The 15080-nt window shown below is 62.1% G+C and carries 11 protein-coding genes; 5 read left to right on the forward strand and 6 right to left on the reverse strand.

The features are described 5' to 3' along the window. The first annotated feature begins 29 nt into the window (after positions 1–29). Together glnA and hspQ are read left to right on the forward strand one after the other, a co-directional pair. On the forward strand, positions 30–1439 hold the full coding sequence (gene glnA, locus VGO04_RS12285) for a type I glutamate--ammonia ligase (protein WP_057255946.1): 1410 nt from the start codon (positions 30–32) through the stop codon (positions 1437–1439). A 305-nt stretch (positions 1440–1744) separates the two neighbouring features. Next, positions 1745–2077 carry a heat shock protein HspQ gene (gene hspQ, locus VGO04_RS12290; RefSeq protein WP_065777968.1) on the forward strand — a complete coding sequence of 111 codons (333 nt, stop codon included), beginning with the start codon at positions 1745–1747 and terminating at the stop codon, positions 2075–2077. Between the two features lie 99 nt (positions 2078–2176). Here the strand turns inward: hspQ and VGO04_RS12295 are convergent, their stop codons facing one another. Continuing rightward, complete coding sequence (locus tag VGO04_RS12295; RefSeq protein WP_327496235.1) at positions 2177–2803, reverse strand: invasion associated locus B family protein; 627 nt, start codon at positions 2801–2803, stop codon at positions 2177–2179. A 272-nt stretch (positions 2804–3075) separates the two neighbouring features. Here VGO04_RS12295 and VGO04_RS12300 point away from each other — a divergent pair, with 272 nt between their 5' ends. Together VGO04_RS12300 and VGO04_RS12305 are read left to right on the forward strand one after the other, a co-directional pair. After that, a complete protein-coding gene (locus VGO04_RS12300) occupies positions 3076–4890 on the forward strand; it encodes an extracellular solute-binding protein (protein WP_327496236.1) in 1815 nt (604 codons plus the stop codon). Positions 4891–4978: 88 nt separating this feature from the next. After that, the gene (locus VGO04_RS12305) at positions 4979–5641 is read left to right on the forward strand and encodes a DsbA family oxidoreductase (protein WP_327496238.1); all 663 of its coding nucleotides are present in this window, start codon (positions 4979–4981) and stop codon (positions 5639–5641) included. Positions 5642–5719: 78 nt separating this feature from the next. On the opposite strand, the gene mfd is transcribed toward VGO04_RS12305, so the two are convergent. Next, the gene (mfd, locus tag VGO04_RS12310; protein ID WP_327496309.1) at positions 5720–9223 is read right to left on the reverse strand and encodes a transcription-repair coupling factor; all 3504 of its coding nucleotides are present in this window, start codon (positions 9221–9223) and stop codon (positions 5720–5722) included. Positions 9224–9229: 6 nt separating this feature from the next. Beyond that, positions 9230–9535: a succinate dehydrogenase assembly factor 2 gene (locus VGO04_RS12315; protein ID WP_327496239.1), complete on the reverse strand. Its 306-nt coding sequence runs from the start codon at positions 9533–9535 to the stop codon at positions 9230–9232. 220 nt (positions 9536–9755) lie between these two features. Here VGO04_RS12315 and recG point away from each other — a divergent pair, with 220 nt between their 5' ends. Next, positions 9756–11861: an ATP-dependent DNA helicase RecG gene (gene recG / locus VGO04_RS12320; protein ID WP_327496240.1), complete on the forward strand. Its 2106-nt coding sequence runs from the start codon at positions 9756–9758 to the stop codon at positions 11859–11861. A 58-nt stretch (positions 11862–11919) separates the two neighbouring features. On the opposite strand, the gene VGO04_RS12325 is transcribed toward recG, so the two are convergent. Genes VGO04_RS12325 through glmS form a run of 3 tightly spaced genes read right to left on the reverse strand, consistent with a single transcriptional unit; the run spans position 11920 to position 14951 of the window. Further along, positions 11920–12609 (reverse strand): DUF502 domain-containing protein, encoded by a 690-nt coding sequence (locus VGO04_RS12325; RefSeq protein WP_327496241.1) that lies wholly within the window; start codon positions 12607–12609, stop codon positions 11920–11922. Positions 12610–12627: 18 nt separating this feature from the next. Next, on the reverse strand, positions 12628–13125 hold the full coding sequence (locus VGO04_RS12330; protein ID WP_327496310.1) for an N-acetyltransferase: 498 nt from the start codon (positions 13123–13125) through the stop codon (positions 12628–12630). Then, positions 13125–14951 (reverse strand): glutamine--fructose-6-phosphate transaminase (isomerizing), encoded by a 1827-nt coding sequence (glmS, locus tag VGO04_RS12335; RefSeq protein ID WP_327496242.1) that lies wholly within the window; start codon positions 14949–14951, stop codon positions 13125–13127. Before glmS ends, VGO04_RS12330 begins: the two co-directional genes overlap by 1 nt. Positions 14952–15080: the final 129 nt, after the last annotated feature.

The raw sequence follows: 15080 nt of genomic DNA on the forward strand, positions 1-15080 counted from the left end.
TCGTCATCTCAAAGAGGGAATTACGGCAAATGACGACTGCAAGCGATATTCTGAAGCAAATCAAGGACAACGACGTAAAGTTCGTCGACCTGCGCTTTACCGACCCGAAGGGTAAGCTGCAGCACGTAACGATGGACGTCGTCTGCGTCGACGAAGACATGTTCGCCGACGGCGTCATGTTCGACGGTTCCTCGATTGGCGGCTGGAAGGCCATCAACGAGTCCGACATGGTGCTGATGCCCGATCCGGAAACAGCGCATATGGACCCGTTCTTCGCGCAGTCGACGATGGTCATCATCTGCGACATTCTCGACCCGGTCTCCGGCGAATCCTACAACCGCGACCCGCGCGGCACGGCCAAGAAGGCCGAAGCCTACCTCAAGGCATCCGGCATCGGCGACACCGTCTTCGTTGGCCCGGAAGCCGAATTCTTCGTCTTCGACGACGTCAAGTACAAGGCCGATCCCTACAACACCGGCTTCAAGCTCGACTCCTCGGAACTGCCGTCCAACGACGACACCGACTATGAGACCGGCAACCTTGGCCACCGTCCGCGCGTCAAGGGCGGCTACTTCCCGGTTCCGCCGATCGACAGCTGCCAGGACATGCGTTCGGAAATGCTGACGGTTCTGTCCGAAATGGGCGTGACCGTTGAAAAGCACCACCACGAAGTGGCTGCTGCCCAGCACGAGCTCGGCGTCAAGTTCGACGCGCTCGTTCGCAACGCCGACAAGATGCAGATCTACAAGTACGTCGTGCACCAGGTCGCCAACGCCTATGGCAAGACGGCAACCTTCATGCCGAAGCCGATCTTCGGCGACAACGGCTCGGGCATGCACGTTCACCTGTCGATCTGGAAGGACGGCAAGCCGACGTTTGCTGGCGACGAGTATGCGGGCCTGTCGGAAACCTGCCTCTACTTCATCGGCGGCATCATCAAGCATGCCAAGTCGCTGAACGCGTTCACCAACCCGTCGACCAACTCCTACAAGCGCCTAGTCCCGGGCTACGAAGCGCCGGTCCTGCTCGCCTATTCGGCACGCAACCGTTCGGCTTCGTGCCGCATTCCGTTCGGCACCAACCCGAAGGCCAAGCGCGTCGAAGTCCGTTTCCCGGACCCGACCGCCAACCCCTACCTCGCGTTTGCAGCCATGCTGATGGCCGGCCTCGACGGCATCAAGAACAAGCTGCACCCGGGCAAGGCCATGGACAAGGACCTCTATGACCTGCCGCCGAAGGAACTGAAGAAAATCCCGACCGTCTGCGGCTCGCTGCGCGAAGCGCTCGAAAGCCTCGACAAGGATCGCAAGTACCTGACCGCCGGCGGCGTGTTCGACGACGACCAGATCGACTCCTTCATCGAACTGAAGATGCAGGAAGTGATGCGCTTCGAAATGACGCCGCATCCGGTCGAGTACGACATGTACTACTCGGTCTAAGACCATGCGGACCGGCGGCAACAACATTGTTCCGGTCCGTCATCGTCACGAAAAGCCGGCGGCTCCTTATCGGGCCCGCCGGCTTTTCTTTGAGGTCGAGCCTGCGAACAGGCACCATGTCTTGGACCCGATGTCGGGGTGCGCCGGCGCGACTTGGGGAATTGTGTGATATTATGCTGACAGCAACTTTTACGCGTTCAGACGGCGCCAGTGCATGCAACTGATCAACGGAGGGTGAAAGGAGTCCCCTATTGATGTTTTGGGTGCGCCAACCCAGATAATCTCCTGAAAGGATGTGTTGCGTCATGAAACAAAGAAACGCCAAATTCGAGATCGGACAGGTGGTTCGCCATCGGATTTTCCCGTTCCGCGGCGTCATTTTCGACGTCGACCCGGAATACGCCAACACCGAAGAGTGGTGGAATGCCATTCCGCAGGAGATCCGCCCAAGCAAGGATCAACCCTTCTACCACCTGTTCGCCGAGAACGACGACAGCGAGTACGTTGCTTATGTCTCCGAACAGAACCTGGAGTTCGACGATAGCGACCGGCCCATGCGCCACGCTCAGGTCGACGCGCTGTTCGACAAGGATGGCATCGGCCACTACAAGCCGAAGACGACGACGTTCCGTCACTAGACCCGGCGACGTTCAGCCACCCGATTGGCTACTCGTCGCACAAAATAAAACGCCCGGACGCAAGGTCCGGGCGTTTCTTTTAAACTCGCGAAGGATCGCTTAGTTCTGCTTGGCAGCCTTCTGGGCTTCTTCAAGCTTCTTGCGGGCGTCTTCGGCCTTCTTCTGCATTTCTTCCTGCAGCAGGCGCTGACGTTCTTCGAGCTGCGACTGCTCGATCGGCTCGCCGTCGAATACGCCGGTGAAGCCGGTGAGGACCATCTTGATCGGGTTCGGCGCGCGCTGGAAGTTGACCGACGTGAAGACGACTTCATTGCCCTTCTTCAGGCTGGCGATCAGCTGGTCGGAAAGCGGTGCTTCGGCAACGCACTTGTCGGGCATGCAGATGGCATAGTCGAGCTTGACCGGCTTGCCGCCGTCAATCTGCATCTGGATACCGGTCGGGATCAGGCGTGCGGACGGTACGGAAACCTGGATGATCTTGCGGTTGACCTTGCCGCTCACGGTGATGAGGCCGACAGCGGTCACGAGCTGGCCGTTGTTGGCGGTCAGGAGGTTCTGCACGATGCAGACGTCGTTGTCTTCCTGCTTGGTGCAAACCTTGAACCAGCCCTGCGGCGGCTTGCCGCCTGCCTGCTGAGCCGAGGCAACGCTCGGTACGCCCGCAGCTGCTACAGAGAGCGCCAGCGCCGCCAGTCCTGAGCGAGTAATATTCGACTTGAACATCATTGTGATTCCGTCTCCTGAAATCCGGTAACGGAACAGTTCGTTCCGCAGGTGAGTATCGTCAGCCGCCGTTGTCCTGTTGGCCAAATAAGGCAAATGCATGACCCCGTTTCCGGAAACACCTGTTACATTGGCTTGCACCGATTATCCAGTGTTTCGTGTCATTTTTTGACTTTCCACTGGTCGGATTTTGGACATTCAATCGGTTGGATTCATCGACCACCGTTGGTAACGTTAGGGGAATCGACCTGTTGACGCCCTCACGGGAGGTAACCTTGCGTGCAATTCTTTCCGGTCTGGCGTTGCTCCTGACCGCAACTTCGTTCGGCACCGGTGCCGCAGCCGCTCCGGTGCATGCCATAGCCATGCACGGTGAGCCGGCGCTGCCTGCCGATTTCAAGAATTTTCCCTACGTCAATCCGAACGTGAAGAAGGGCGGAAAGATCTCCTACGGCGTCGTCGGCACCTTCGACAGCGTCAACCCCTTCATCCTGAAGAGCATGCGTACGACTGCGCGCGGCATGTGGGACCCCGAGTACGGCAATCTCGTCTACGAATCGCTGATGCAGCGCTCGCGCGACGAGGCCTTCACCATGTACGGCCTGCTCGCCGAATCGGTTGAGTGGGATGACGACCGGACGTTCATTCAGTTCAACCTCAACGCCAAGGCGCGCTGGGCCGATGGGCAACCGGTCACGGCCGACGACGTCATTTTCACGTTCGAACTCCTGCGCGACAAAGGTCGCGTCCCCTTCGCCAACCGTCTGGCGAAAGTGGCGAAGATGGAAAAGGTTGGCGACCTCAGCGTACGCTTCACCTTCACCGAGGAAGCCGACCGCGAACTTCCGCTGCTGCTCGGATTGTCGCCGGTCCTGCCGAAACACGCGATCGATGTCGCCACGTTCGATCAGACGAGCCTGAAGCCGCCGATCGGTTCCGGCCCCTACCGCGTAGCCGAGGTCAAGCCGGGCGAGCGGATCGTCTATAAGAGAAATCCTGACTACTGGGCAAAGGATCTGCCCTCCAAGGTCGGACAGGACAATTACGACGAAATCTCCGTCGAGTACTTTCTCCAGGAAAACACGCTGTTCGAAGCCTTCAAGAAGGGCGAGATCGACATCTATCCCGAAGGCAGCGCGACCAAATGGGCGCGCGGCTACGACTTCCCGGCAGTGCGCTCCGGTGACGTCGTCAAGGAGACGTTCACGCCGAAGACGCCGTCCGGCATGCTCGGCATCGTCTTCAACACGCGCAAGCCGATGTTCGATAATCTCAAGCTGCGGCAAGGTCTGGCGCTCGTGTTCGATTTTGAATGGGTGAACAAGAACCTGTTCGACAGCGCCTATACGCGCACCCAGAGCTATTGGCAGAATTCGACGCTGAGCTTCCTTGGCGCGCCGGCCGACGACCGCGAGCTCGGCCTCATCGGCGATGCGCGAGAGCGAATCAATCCGGCGATCCTCGACGGCACCTACCGCCTGCCGGTGACCGATGCGTCCGGACGCGACCGCAACGTGCTTCGCGTCGCCGTTTCGCTGATGCGCGAGGCCGGCTACCAGATCAAAGACGGCAAGATGATCGATCCGCAGGGCAAGCCGCTCGCCTTCGAGATCATGAGCCAGAATGCGGGCCAGGAGAAAATCGCGCTCGCCTATCAGCGCTTTCTCGCACCGCTCGGCATCCAGGTATCCGTGCGCACCGTCGACGATTCGCAGTACCAACAGCGCAGCCAGTCCTTCGATTACGACGTGATCATCAAGTCCTTCCCGTCGACGCTGTCTCCCGGCATCGAGCAGTCCGGGCGCTGGTCTTCTCAAGCCCGTGACAGGCAAGGCAGCGATAACTTTGCCGGTGTCGCCGACAAAGACGTCGACCGGATGATCAACAACATCCTCCAGGCACGCACGTCCGAGGACTTTACCGCCGCCGTGCGCGCGCACGACCGGTTGCTCGTCAACAACTCCTACCTGGTGCCCCTCTACCACCTTGATGCCCAGTGGGTGGCTCGGCGCAAGCACATTGCCCGTCCTGACGTCGTGCCGCTCTACGGCTACCAGCTTCCAACCTGGTGGGACCAGAACGCACAATAAAGGGTCGGTTCCCTTTTGGTAACGCATTGAAAGCCGTGTGAAACCGGCTTATCTCGCGTCAGACCAAACAAGGAAAGGCAATCGCACCATGCAAACCGTCAGCATCGATATCGTCTCGGACGTCGTCTGCCCCTGGTGCTATCTCGGCAAGGCAAGGCTCGACCAGGCGATCGCCAACGTGCCTGACGTCGCCGTCTCGGTGCAGTGGCGCCCCTACCAGCTCAATCCCGACCTTCCGCCTGAGGGCGTCGACCACAAGCAGCACCTCGCCGCAAAGCTCGGCGGCCAGGAGGCGGTAGACCGCGCACATGACATGCTCAGCAAGCTCGGTGACGCCGATGGCATCGCCTTCGACTTCGACGCGGTCAAGATTAGCCCGAACACGCTTGACGCCCACCGGCTCGTCCGCTGGGCCGCAACCCACGGCGCCGATGCGCAATCGGCTGTCGTCAGCCTCCTGTTCAAGGCGAATTTCGAAGAGGGCCGCAATGTCGGCGATCACGCCGTACTTCTAGAGATTGCCGAGGCAGCCGGACTGGACCGCCCCGTCATCGCGACATTGCTTGCGTCCGATGCTGACAAGCAAGCGGTGAAGGAAGAGGTCGAGATGGCCCGCGAAATGGGCGTGACCGGAGTGCCCTGCTTCATCATCGAAGGGCAGTATGCAGTGATGGGCGCGCAATCGGTCGAGGTTTTGACCAATGCGCTCACCGAAATCGCACAGATGAAGGCAAGCGGCAAACCGAACTGACGGCGCGATCGCGGTTCAGGAAACCGTACTGGAAATGCCCTGAAGCGCTGCCGCATCGCGCGGCAGCGCGGCGCCTTGCTACTTTGCCAATCCCGCCAGTTGCGTCATCACCATCGCTGCCCCGGAAAGCCGCTTTTCCGGCGTCGCCAGTTCCCGCTGGAGGAAGACACTGTGGTCCGGCCGGATCTTCGCCAGCGTGCCCTGCTTGGCGATATAGCCGACGAGCGCTGCCGGGTTCGGGAATTCCTTGTTGCGGAACTGCACGACGACGCCCTTCGGCCCCGCGTCGAGTTTTTCGACGTTGGCGGTGCGGCACAGCGACTTGATGTAGACGATCTTCAGCAGATGTTGCACCTCGATCGGCAGCGGTCCGAAACGGTCGATCATTTCGGCGCCGAAGCCGTCGATGTCCTTCAGATCCGTCAGTTCGCCAAGGCGACGATAGAGACCGAGCCTGAGATGCAGATCCGGAACATAGTCTTCGGGGATCATGACCGGCGTTCCGACCGAAATCTGCGGTGACCAGCCGGTATCGTGGATTTCTTCCTCGCCCTTGAGCTCGGCGACCGCCTCCTCGAGCATCTGCTGGTAAAGCTCGAAGCCGACCTCCTTGATATGACCGGACTGTTCCTCGCCGAGCAGATTGCCGGCGCCGCGGATATCGAGGTCGTGGCTGGCCAGCTGGAAACCGGCACCGAGCGTGTCGAGGGACTGCAGCACCTTCAGCCGCCGCTCGGCCATGCCCGTCAGCGTCTTGTTGACCGGCAGCGTGAAGAGCGCGAAGGCGCGCACCTTCGAGCGACCGACGCGGCCGCGAAGCTGGTAGAGCTGCGCCAGGCCGAACATATCGGCGCGATGGACGATCAGCGTGTTGGCCGTCGGCACATCGAGGCCGGACTCGACGATCGTCGTCGACAGGAGGACGTCGTAGCGCCCGTCGTAGAAGGCGTTCATGATGTCTTCGAGCTCGGTCGCCGGCATCTGGCCATGGGCAACCGCTACCTTCAGCTCCGGAACGTCTGACTTCAGGAAATCATGAATCTCCGAGAGATCGCTCAGCCGTGGGCAGACGTAGAAGCTCTGGCCGCCGCGATAATGCTCGCGCATCAGCGTTTCGCGGATCACCAGCGCATCGAAGGGCGAGATGAAGGTGCGCACGGCCATGCGGTCGACCGGCGGCGTGGTGATCAACGACAGCTCGCGCACGCCCGTCAGCGCCAGCTGCAGCGTGCGCGGGATCGGCGTTGCCGACAGCGTCAGCACGTGCACGTCGGACTTCAGCTCCTTCAGCCGCTCCTTGTGCTTGACGCCAAAGTGCTGCTCTTCGTCGATGATCAGCAGGCCGAGATTGGCGAAATTGACCGAAGTGCCGAGCAGCGCATGCGTGCCGACGACCACGTCGGTCTTGCCGTCGGCCACTTCCTTCTTGGTGAGCGTCAGTTCCTTCGATCCGACGAGGCGCGAGGCTTGCTGGATGCGGATCGGCAGGCCGCGGAAGCGCTCGGAGAAGGTTTTGAAATGCTGGCGCGCAAGCAGCGTCGTCGGCACGACGACGGCAACCTGCACGCCGTTCATGGCAGCGATGAAGGCGGCACGCAGCGCGACCTCCGTCTTGCCGAAGCCGACGTCGCCGCAGACGAGACGATCCATCGGACGGCCGCTGCCGAGGTCGCCGCGTACCGCTTCGATCGAGTTCAGCTGGTCCTCGGTTTCGTCGTAGGGGAAGCGGGCCGCAAATTCGTCATAGACGCCGTCCTGGGCGACGAGGACCGGAGCATGGCGGGTGTGGCGCTCGGCGGCGATACGGATAAGGCCGCCCGCCATGTCGAGCAGCCGCTTCTTGAGCTTGGCCTTGCGCGCCTGCCAGGCAACGCCGCCCAGCTTGTCGAGGATCGCATCGGTTCCCTCCGTCCCGTACCGTGACAGAAGCTCGATGTTTTCAACCGGCAGGAACAGCTTGGCCTCGTCGGCATAGACGAGCTCAAGGCAATCATGCGGCGCGCCGACGGCCTCAATGGTGCGCAGGCCGACGAAGCGGCCGATGCCATGCTCGGCATGCACGACGTAGCTGCCCTCATCGAGACCGGCCACTTCCGCAATGAAATCGGCACCGCGTTTGCGTCGCTTCGAGCGACGAACCATGCGATCGCCAAGGATGTCCTGCTCGCCGATGATAACGAGATCACCGGTTTCGAAACCGGCCTCGATGCTGAGAACGGCCGCGGCCGCTTCGCCCGGCTTCAGCGCCTTGACCTCAGCAAGAGCCTTGATCGGCTTGACGTTGCCGAGACCGTGCTCGGCAAGCACCTGCAGCAGGCGGTCGAGCGAGCCCTCGCTCCAGCCTGATATCACCACCTTTGCGCCTTTCGAGCGGCGCTCGGCGATGTATTTCACCGCCTGGTCGAAGACGTTGACGCGCTCGTTCTCGGCGTCCCCTTCGCCTGCCGACTTCGCCCAGCGCATGCCCTGGCGCGCGTCGACCGTCATCACCTGCCGGGCCTCGCCTTCATGCTCGTTGAACGGCGAAAGGCGAATGGCGTCGCGCGCGCTCAAGGCCGCGCTGAACCCTTGCGACGTCAGATAGAGCAACTCAGGCGGCGCCGGCTTGTAAGGCGTGCCCTGGGTCGCCTGCGCCTTGCCGGGCGATGCGGAGGCCAGGCGGGCATCGTAGTAATCGAGAATGAGCTTCGATCGCTCGGTCGCAGCCTCGCGCGCCAGGTGATCGGTGACAATCCGGAACCCTTCGAGATAGTCGAAGACCGTCTCCAGCCCGTCGTAGAAGAGCGGCAGCCAATGCTCCATGCCGGCATAGCGCCGCCCTTCAGAAACCGCCTGATAGAGCGCGTCGTCGCGGGTGGCTGCACCGAAAAGCGAGAGATACTGCTTGCGGAAATGGCTGATCGTCTCGGGCGTCAGGGACACCTCGCTCATCGGGTTGAGGTCGAGAGACCGGACCTGGCCGGTGGTGCGCTGGCTCGCGGGATCGAAGGAACGGATGGTTTCGAGCGTATCGCCAAAGAAATCGAGGCGCAGCGGTTCAGCGCTTCCGGGCACGAAGACATCGAGAATGCCGCCGCGTACGGCGTATTCGCCAACTTCGCGCACGGTCGCGACCCGGTCGAAGCCGTTGCGCTCGAGCCGGGCGGCAATGTCGTCCATGCGCACCTGGTTGCCGGGCCGCGCAGAAAACGCGAGGCTCTGGATGACGTCCTGCGGCGAGATCTTCTGAAGCGCGGCGTTGACGGTCACCAGGACGATCGCGGCGTGCGGCTTCTTCTTATGCGCGATCAGAGCGCTCAGCGCCGCAAGGCGCCGGGCCGACGTGTCTGCGCTTGGCGAAACGCGGTCATAGGGAAGGCAGTCCCAGCCGGGCAATGTCAGCACCGGAATATCCGGCGCGACGAAACCCAAGACCTGCTCCAGATCAGCGATCCGCTGGCCGTCCGAGAGAATATAGGCAACCGGCTGGCCGGCGCGCGCTAGTTCCGCCAGCACCAACGCTTCAGCGCCTGAGGGAACCGGGCCGACCGTGATCTCCCGTTGTGCGTCGACAATCTTCTTCGGATCAAGGCCAGCCAGCATCATCGGTTACTTCATCCCTTCGGGAAGCTTGTCGAAATCGGGACGATAGGCAGCGATGCGATCAAACATGGGCGTCCGATAGCGCTCCGGCACCGGCTGCTCGCCCGTGATCCATTTGACGAGATCGTTGTCCTCTTCGCGCATGATCGTCTCGAGTTCGTCGAGATCTGCGTCGGAAAGCACCGACAGCTCGGCTTCGGCGAATTGCCCGAGAACGAGATCCATCTCGCGAATACCACGATGCCAGGCACGAAACAGGATCCGCCGTCGACGCGGATCGAGATCGGCGCTGGTGCGTGAAATGCCTGTCATGGGAATTCCTTCCTGCCCGCTCGAAAGAGCGCCGCGGGTCTTACCAGACACGCGAGAACGCTCCTGCGTTTTGATACCTGGGCGTGCCGCCGGCCTTCGGTGAAAGCACTCAAACGCGGCGTGCCCCAGGGTAAGGTTTGTCGTCCATGGGCTCTATAAACTCTGAATAGGTGATTGTCAGCCTTGCCAAAGCCGGATTTATCATCGCAATTTCATTGCCATGCGCCCTGCCCTGCTCGATCCACTCTTCTCGCCACTCGACACGCTTCCCGGCATCGGCCCGAAGATCGGCGAGCTCTATGCCAAGCTGCTCGGACGCGAAACGATCGAGGATTGCCGGGTCGTCGATCTCGTGTTCCATGCCCCGCATTCTCTGATCGACCGGCGCCAGCAGCCCGGCATTGCGCATGCGCCGCAAGGGGTGATCGTCACGATCACCGGCCGCGTCGATCGGCATCAACCACCGCCGCGCGGGAAGCCCAACCTGCCCTATCGCGTCTTCCTGCACGACGAGACCGGCGAATTGGCGCTCACCTACTTCCGGGTCAAGGGCAACTGGCTGGAGAAGTCCCTGCCGGTAGACGAAACCGTCATCGTCAGCGGCAAGGTCGACTGGTTCAACGGCCGGCCCTCCATGGTCCATCCGGATTACGCGGTTCGGGCTGCCGAGGCCGACAACCTTCCGCTCGTCGAACCTGTCTACGGACTGACGGCCGGGCTTTCACCGCGGACATTGCGCAAGTCGATCGAGGCGGCTGTCGCCCGCGTTCCGGAGATGCCCGAATGGATCGATGAGGCTCTCATCGACAAACAGGGCTTCCAGAGCGCCAGCGACAGTTTCCATGCCTTGCACGAACCCCGCGATGCCACCGACATCGATCCGCAGGCACGCGCCAGGCGACGCCTCGCCTATGACGAGTTTCTCGCCGGCCAATTGTCACTGGCGCTCGTCCGCCAGCGTCTTCGCAAGGTTGCGGGAACACCTGTTATCGCGACCGGTGCTCTTTCTCGCCCCGTTATCGCCGCCCTCCCGTTCTCCCTGACGACCAGCCAGTCCACGGCGATTACCGACATCCTGAAGGACATGTCCGGCACGGAGCGCATGTTGCGCCTGTTGCAGGGGGATGTGGGCTCCGGCAAGACCATGGTGGCGCTGATGGCGATGCTCGCCGCAGTCGAGTCCGGCGGTCAGGCCGTACTGATGGCGCCGACCGAAATTCTCGCCCGCCAGCACCATGCGACCCTGGCGCGGATGGCGGCTCCGGCTGGCGTGACGATCGACGTGCTGACCGGCCGTACGAAAGGCAAGGAGCGCGACGCGATCCTGGAGCGGATCGCGTCGGGCGAAACGCGCATGGTGATCGGCACCCACGCCCTGTTCCAGGACACGGTGAACTACCAGAGCCTGACGCTCGCCGTCGTCGACGAACAGCATCGCTTCGGTGTCCACCAGCGCCTGCGGCTGACCGCCAAGGGGATTTCGCCGCACATGCTTGTGATGACGGCGACCCCGATCCCGCGGACCCTCGTGCTTGCGGCCTTCGGCGATATGGACGTATCCAAGCTCACGGAGAAGCCGGCCGGGCGAAAACCGATCCAGACCGTGACAATCCCGACCGAGCGCGTGGGCGACATTGTCGATCGGCTGGATGCCGCATTGCGCGAGGGCAAGAAGGCCTACTGGATCTGCCCGCTGGTCGAAGAATCGGAAGCCGTCGACGTGATGTCGGCCGAAGAGCGATACCAGACCCTTGTCCAGCGCTTCGGCAATCAGGTCGGGCTGGTGCATGGCCGCATGAACGGAGCGGAGAAGGACGCCGTCATGCTCGCCTTCAAGAACAGCGAAATCCGCCTGTTGGTCGCAACGACGGTGGTTGAAGTCGGCGTCGACGTGCCTGATGCGACGATCATGGTCATCGAACACGCCGAGCGTTTTGGGCTCGCCCAGCTGCACCAGCTGCGCGGGCGGGTCGGGCGGGGCGACGAGGCCTCGACCTGCATCCTGCTTTACAAGGGGCCACTCGGCGAAACCGGGCGGGCGCGGCTCTCGATCCTGCGTGACAGCGAGGACGGCTTCCTGATCGCGGAAGAAGACCTGAAATTGCGCGGCGAAGGCGAGCTGCTTGGCACGCGCCAGTCGGGCACGCCGGGCTTCCGCATCGCCAGCCTCGAGGCCCATGCAGACCTCCTTGAAATCGCCCGCAAGGACGCCGCCTACGTGATCGAGCGCGATCCGGACCTGACGTCGCCACGCGGCGAAGCGCTCCGCACGCTGCTCTATCTCTACCGCCGCGACGAAGCGATCCGCTTCCTGCGCGCCGGCTAGAGCAACTCCAGGAAAAGTGTAGAACGGTTTTCCGTCCGGAGTTGCGTGATTTCGCCGCTCAGGCGGTCTTCTGCTGGTTGATTTTGACGGGCGCGTTGGCGAGCGGCTTGTAGTCGGGGGTCACGAGACCGCCTGAAATCAGCAGCTTGGCAGCGTCTTCCGCGCTCATTTCGAGCGGGGTAATCTTGTCGCGCGGAACAAACAACAGAAATCCGGCGGTCGGGATCGGGGTCGGCGGCAGGAAGACCGCCACCATGTCCATGCCGCGTTCGTCGAAGATGGAGGCGATCTCGCCTTTGACATCGGTCGCGATGAAGACGAGCGACCAGAGACCCGGGCTCGGATACTCGATCAACCCGGCCTTCTTGAAGGAGGACGACTGTTCCTGCAGCACCGTCTGGAAGATCTGTTTCGTCGATTTGTAGATCGTGCGCACGAGCGGCGTGCGATTGACGAGGGACTCGGCGAAATTGACGATCGAGCGGCCAACCAGGTTTGCCGTCATGAAGCCGACAAACGTGATCACGAAGATGGCAACGAGCAGGCCGAAGCCGGGAATGGCGACGGGCGAATAGGTATCCGGGTTATAAAAATTCGGCAGATATGGCTTCACCCAGCCGTCGGCCCAATCGATGAATGTGCGCACGAGCCAAACGGTGATCGCCACCGGTGCGCAGATGATCAGACCGGTCAGGAAGTAGTTGCGCAGCCGGGTACCGATGTAGCTGCGTTTCGAATGTTCCGTCATGCTTCTTCCGTCTAAATCTCACGCAACCCCGAAGGCCGGATGATAGGCGACCGTGCCGGATGCCATGGCGCCGGACAACGCCTGCGCCATGAAATATTGCGGCGCACAACCGGGGAATACAAGAGCCGATTCGTTGCGGAAGCCGAACTTTTGATAGTAGGCGGGGTCACCGACGACAACGCAGCCTGAAGCCCCCTCGGCACGCAGCCATTCCAACCCTTCGCGGATCAATTGCCTGCCGATCCCCTGCGCCTGAAGATCCGGCAGGACCGAGACGGGACCGAGACCGAACCAGCCCTCTTCGGCCGGCGTCAGCGTCACCGGCGAAAACGCGATATGACCGACGATGGCCTCGTCTTTTTCCGCAACCAGCGAGAGGCTCAAGGCACCTGCCTCGCGCAGCCGCCCGATGATGAACGGCTCGCTCTGGTCGCTGTGCGGATGGCCATCAAAGGCCGCGGCAGTCACATCGTGGATCGCCTGCTCGTCGCCCGGACGCTCGTGGCGGATGTAGATCATTCGACGGTCACCGATTTGGCAAGGTTGCGGGGCTGGTCAACGTCGGTGCCCATGAACACTGCCGTGTGATAGGCAAGGAGCTGGATCGGCAGCGAGAAGATCATCGGCGCGATGATTTCGTCGACATTCGGCAGCACGATCGTCGCCATCGTCTCGAGCTTGGAGGCCGCCGCCCCCTTTTCGTCGGTGATGAGGATGATCCGGCCACCACGGGCGGCCACTTCCTGCATGTTCGACACCGTCTTTTCATAGAAGCGGTCATGCGGCGCGATGACGATGACGGGCATGTTTTCGTCGATCAGCGCGATCGGCCCATGCTTCAGCTCGCCGGCGGCGTAGCCCTCGGCGTGGATGTAGGAGATTTCCTTGAGCTTCAGCGCGCCTTCCATCGCCAGCGGGAAGCTGGTGCCGCGGCCGAGGTAGAGCACGTCTCGGCACTTCGACAGCTCGCGCGACAGAAGCTCGATCTGCGGCTGGATGGCGTTCAGCACCTGGCCCATGATGCGCGGCATTTCGGCGAGGTGGCGCACCAGAACGCGCTCCTCATCCGCGCTTACCGTGCCGCGGGCACGGCCGGCGCCGATTGCCAGCGACGCCAGCACGGCCAGCTGGCAGGTAAAGGCCTTGGTCGAGGCGACGCCGATTTCCGGGCCGGCCAAGATCGGAAACACCGCGTCAGACTCACGCGCTATCGTCGATTCTCGGGTGTTGACGACGGCCCCGATCTTCAAGCCCTGCTCCTTGCAGTAGCGCAACGAGGCGAGCGTGTCGGCGGTTTCGCCGGACTGCGAGATAAACAGCGCCGCCGCCTCCGATGACAGCGGGATCTCGCGGTAGCGGAACTCGGAGGCAACATCGATCTCGACCGGCAGGCGGGCGTAGCGCTCGAACCAGTACTTGCCGACGAGACCGGCGAGATAGGCCGTGCCGCAGGCTGAGATCGCAAGGCTTGGAACCTTGGCAAAATCGATGGCGCCGTCCGCTGCCTTGATGCGGTTTCCGGCAAAATCGATGTAGTGACCGAGCGCGTGCGAGATCACCTCCGGCTGTTCATAGATTTCCTTTTCCATGAAATGGCGGTGGTTGCCCTTGTCGATCATGTAGGCCGCGGCGAGCGAAATCTGCTTCGGGCGATCGACGGCGTTGCCGGAGAGATCGAAAATGTGGACGCCGTTTGCGCCGATCACCGCCCAGTCGCCGTCGATCAGATAGGTGATCTCATTGGTGAAGGGAGAGAGTGCGATCGCGTCGGAGCCGAGGAACATCTCGCCCTTGCCGTGGCCGATTGCCAGCGGCGGACCGTTGCGCGCCGCCATGATCGTCGAGGGATCATCCTGATAAAGCACGGCGAGCGCATAGGCGCCGGTGACGCGCTTCAGCATCGCGTGCATCGCCTCGCGCCGGCCAAGGCCCTCGCGGCGGAATTTCGAGAGCAGATGCGCGACCACCTCGGTGTCGGTGTCCGTCTCGAACCGGGCGCCGCCGGCGATCAGTTCGTCCTTCAGTTCGGCGAAATTTTCGATGATGCCATTGTGCACGACGGCAACGCCGTCGGTGAAATGCGGGTGCGCGTTGCGCTCGGTCGGCGCACCATGGGTCGCCCAACGCGTGTGGGCGATGCCGATGGTGCCGCCGAGCGGCTCTTCGCGCAGCCGGATCTCGAGGTTGACGAGCTTGCCCTCGGCGCGCCGGCGCTCCAGCTTTCCGCCCACCACCGTGGCGACCCCGGCAGAATCATAGCCGCGATACTCAAGCCGCTTCAGCGCATCGACCAGTCGTTCCGATACCGGCTGGTTGCCAACGATGCCAACAATACCGCACATAGTCGTCTCCGAATTCGTCCCCGCGCCGACATCGACGCCTTAACCAATTGGGGCGGTTGTCCCGCCCGGTGTGTAGCCTTGGTAAAGCATTTACGGGGCGAGACAATCCGCCCCGATTTCACTTTCGGT

Source organism: Ensifer sp. (assembly GCF_035999185.1).
Classification (GTDB): Bacteria; Pseudomonadota; Alphaproteobacteria; order Rhizobiales; family Rhizobiaceae; genus Ensifer.

Bases quoted from the DNA above. Each gene is read 5' to 3' on its own strand.
- VGO04_RS12295 (WP_327496235.1), bottom strand. From the start codon at position 2,803: ATGATGTTCAAGTCGAATATTACTCGCTCAGGACTGGCGGCGCTGGCG.
- VGO04_RS12305 (WP_327496238.1), top strand. From the start codon at position 4,979: ATGCAAACCGTCAGCATCGATATCGTCTCGGACGTCGTCTGCCCCTGG.
- mfd (WP_327496309.1), bottom strand. From the start codon at position 9,223: ATGCTGGCTGGCCTTGATCCGAAGAAGATTGTCGACGCACAACGGGAG.
- VGO04_RS12325 (WP_327496241.1), bottom strand. From the start codon at position 12,609: ATGACGGAACATTCGAAACGCAGCTACATCGGTACCCGGCTGCGCAAC.
- hspQ (WP_065777968.1), top strand. From the start codon at position 1,745: ATGAAACAAAGAAACGCCAAATTCGAGATCGGACAGGTGGTTCGCCAT.
- glmS (WP_327496242.1), bottom strand. From the start codon at position 14,951: ATGTGCGGTATTGTTGGCATCGTTGGCAACCAGCCGGTATCGGAACGA.
- VGO04_RS12315 (WP_327496239.1), bottom strand. From the start codon at position 9,535: ATGACAGGCATTTCACGCACCAGCGCCGATCTCGATCCGCGTCGACGG.
- recG (WP_327496240.1), top strand. From the start codon at position 9,756: ATGCGCCCTGCCCTGCTCGATCCACTCTTCTCGCCACTCGACACGCTT.
- glnA (WP_057255946.1), top strand. From the start codon at position 30: ATGACGACTGCAAGCGATATTCTGAAGCAAATCAAGGACAACGACGTA.